The following is a 2,952-nucleotide window of genomic DNA, read 5'->3' on the forward strand; positions in this document are numbered from 1 at the left end:
ACACCGGACAGCCCTTCACGGTCCCGACAGCGTCCGGGTGCGGCCCGTTCGGCGTTCTGAATCCAATCGTCAACTGGCGTGCCGGGCTTCCCTCGTCCACCACGTCAAACTCACTCACCACGACGAGCGACGTCTACAACATCGGCGCCGACAGCCTCAGGCCCCAGCCGGCCGGCTCACCTGAACCCGCCGCCGTCATCGCCGAACGTAACGCTGGATAGGCGCTTGCCCTAGTACTGCGTCGCTTAGTGGAGTAGCGGGAAGTCAAGCAATCGTCTTCACAACAGGCGTTCTCATCGACATGTCGTGCACGTCGCAACGTCATCCTTATCCGATGCAGTGGCGCTCTAAACTTCTAGCCAGTTACTTTTCATATGGAGACCGAATGATCATGCGCACAATACGATTCAGAGCGGCACTCGCTGTCCTTGCAGCAGGAGTCCTCACTCTCGGGGCCGTGTCAACTGCGGCGGCGACCCCGTTGCCCAATGCGCCGTTCGGGGGCTGGGGAAAGTGCCCGATAGCAAATCCGGAGACAAGCACCTGCGTCGATGTCGTCGTCAAAGGCGGCGAAATGAACATCAACGGACTCAAAGTACCGATTCCTTCCGGCTCGTTGAATATCGCCGGCGGTGTCGCCTATCGCGAGAACCCCGACGCTGAATTCGGGTTCGACCAGATCTTCATACCTCCGAATGACGGCACCAAAGGCGTCTATTCCACGCCCATCGAGGTGCCAGGAGGAATCTTCGGGCTCGGTATACCGTTCCCCGGCGGCCTGACCACTATCAAGGCCACCGTTGAACCGGTCGCATTGCCGACAGTCGACGCGTTCCAACTCGGCGTCACGCTTCCGGCACGATTGAAGATCTCCAACCCCCTACTTGGCGGCAACTGCTACCTCGGTTCTGCGAGCAACCCGATCATGTTCAAACTCGGAGTGACCGAAAACGGTGTCCTTGAAGAAGTTCCAGGGTTTCCGGACACCGCCGCCGTACGGAACGTCAAACACGCTGACCAGACCTTCGCAGTACCGGGAGCATCTGGCTGCGGACTGTTCGGCGCACTGAATTGGGCCGTCAACCTTCGCGCGAACGTTCCCTCCTCAACTGGCCACAACTCGCTGGCCACCACAAGCGATGTGTTCAACATCGGCGCCGACAGCCTGCGGACGCAGTAGGGCAAGCACCGGCGACTCACGAAGTATCACCAACAAGGAGATATCGATGTCCCACGCACTACGCCGCACCACCTTCGTCACAGCTGCCGCAGCGGCCGCGATCGCAGTCGCCGCCGGCCCTGCTTTGGCGTCGACCGTCGTCACTCCGGCAGGTCAAGCTGTGACTGCCTCCAGTAGCAATCTCAGTATCAAGACCGGCACGATCACCCTTACCTGCACCAGCACGACAGGCTCCGGAACCGTCCCAACTGCGCCCGGCAACTCCAACACCGGCACCGGCGGGGTCAACGTAAACATCGGTACCCCCAGCCTGACCGGGTGCAAAGCCAACGGCCTACCCGCCGTGGTCACAACCTCCGGTTCGTGGCAATTGAACGTCTCCGGAGATGCCATGCCCGGCGGCTCTGCCCAGGGATCGCTCATCATCCCTGCCAACGGGGCAGTCGTGACGATACCCGGATCGACATGCACGGTCACCGTCGTAGGCTCGGGGGCTGGAGGTACCGGAGTCAGTACTATCGGACCACTGCCCTTCGACATCGCCAACCAGCGCGTCGTGGCGAGCAACACCGGCACCGTGAACTACACACGCACCGGCACCGGGCCCGTCTGCCCCGCCGCAGCCACCGGAACGGCAACGATGTCGGGCACACTGCAGTTCGCATCGGCCACACCGATCAACGTCACCCCCTGACACCGAACCAGTAGGTAGCGAATCCCGTTGACATACATCCGAAAGGTATATATGACAACGGGATTCGCTGGGTCTGGGTTTCGGAGGGAATGCGCATATCCCCGAAGCGTGTCGTAGTAGAATCGCTCAAGGAGTTGGGAAATGAAGCACATTGGCCGCACCCTCGTATTCGCAGCCTTGGCGGCGTGCGCTTTGACTGCGTGCAGTAGTAGCCCCGATTCCGATCGGGACAATCCGACGAGCGAGGCACGTGCACTGGGCACTGCCGAAGATATGGCCGCCGTCACCTCTGCTCCTCCCGTGACGTCGGCCACCGTCGGTTCTGCCGATGTTGGAGCGGAAGAGTCTGCATCCCAGAGTGACTCGAATCCCTCGACGTCGATCTTGTCTCTACCGAGCCCCGGTAAGAATCCGCCGACCGGCGTGGAGATAGCTGAAACCAACGAGAGCGCGGTACCGGCGGGAGATCGCACGCCGGAGGAGATTGTCGCCGAGGCGGGCCCGCGAGGGCAAGACTATCTACGCGCACTACGTGCGCGTGGAGTTCCCGCGCTCGGGATGGACAGTGTTGAAATCAGCTTTGCGAACGGAACTTGCGCTGCGTTGGGCTCGGGAATGCCGCGAACCGAGGTTCTGAACGAATTCGACAGTGTTGGTGAGGCTCTCGCTACCGGTACAGGCCTCGAATCCGGTCAGATCGCCGAAGCATATGTCTCGGCTGCCGAACAAACATACTGCTGAGGCTTCGAAGCTAGCGACTCGAGAACAAAGTGTCAGTACAGTCTCGACCGGAACCAGTGATCGAGGCTGATCATGTCTATCTTGTGCATGTCGAGACCCAGCTGGGCAGCAGCTTTCACTGCGTCGGCGCGGGGGATAGAGCTTTGGGGCACAGTCCAGTTGGTCTCCCGCGCATGATGCTCGAGAAGGTCGATGACTGTCCGTGGGGCAGGTTCGTTGACGTGAAGTGTTGAGCCGTAGCGAAATTGGTGTTCTATCGACAGCTCGTGGATAGATCGGGCGAGTAGGTCTACGTCGACTACTGACAGGACCGCGTTGCCGTCGTCGATGATCGAGT

At 60.5% G+C, this 2,952-nt stretch carries 3 protein-coding genes and 2 pseudogenes; 4 read left to right on the plus strand and 1 reads right to left on the minus strand.

Features of this window, described 5'->3' with window-relative positions:
* The 4 genes and pseudogenes from DBV08_RS28125 to DBV08_RS28140 all read left to right on the plus strand — a co-directional run.
* Nucleotides 1-221, plus strand: a pseudogene (locus tag DBV08_RS28125) (hypothetical protein); the annotation flags it as partial.
* A gap of 170 nt (nucleotides 222-391) precedes the next feature.
* Nucleotides 392-1,180: a hypothetical protein gene (locus DBV08_RS28130; RefSeq protein ID WP_124569586.1), complete on the plus strand. Its 789-nt coding sequence runs from the start codon at nucleotides 392-394 to the stop codon at nucleotides 1,178-1,180.
* Between the two features lie 46 nt (nucleotides 1,181-1,226).
* Nucleotides 1,227-1,874: a hypothetical protein gene (locus tag DBV08_RS28135; protein WP_124569587.1), complete on the plus strand. Its 648-nt coding sequence runs from the start codon at nucleotides 1,227-1,229 to the stop codon at nucleotides 1,872-1,874.
* 141 nt (nucleotides 1,875-2,015) lie between these two features.
* Nucleotides 2,016-2,615, plus strand: coding sequence for a DUF732 domain-containing protein (locus tag DBV08_RS28140; RefSeq protein WP_260395798.1), 600 nt, complete (start codon nucleotides 2,016-2,018; stop codon nucleotides 2,613-2,615).
* A 32-nt stretch (nucleotides 2,616-2,647) separates the two neighbouring features.
* Here the strand turns inward: DBV08_RS28140 and DBV08_RS28145 are convergent.
* Nucleotides 2,648-2,952: pseudogene (locus DBV08_RS28145) on the minus strand (oxidoreductase); the annotation flags it as partial.

Origin of the sequence: Rhodococcus sp. KBW08 (assembly GCF_003852455.1) — a bacterium.
GTDB classification, from domain to species: domain Bacteria; phylum Actinomycetota; class Actinomycetes; order Mycobacteriales; family Mycobacteriaceae; genus Rhodococcus_F; species Rhodococcus_F baikonurensis.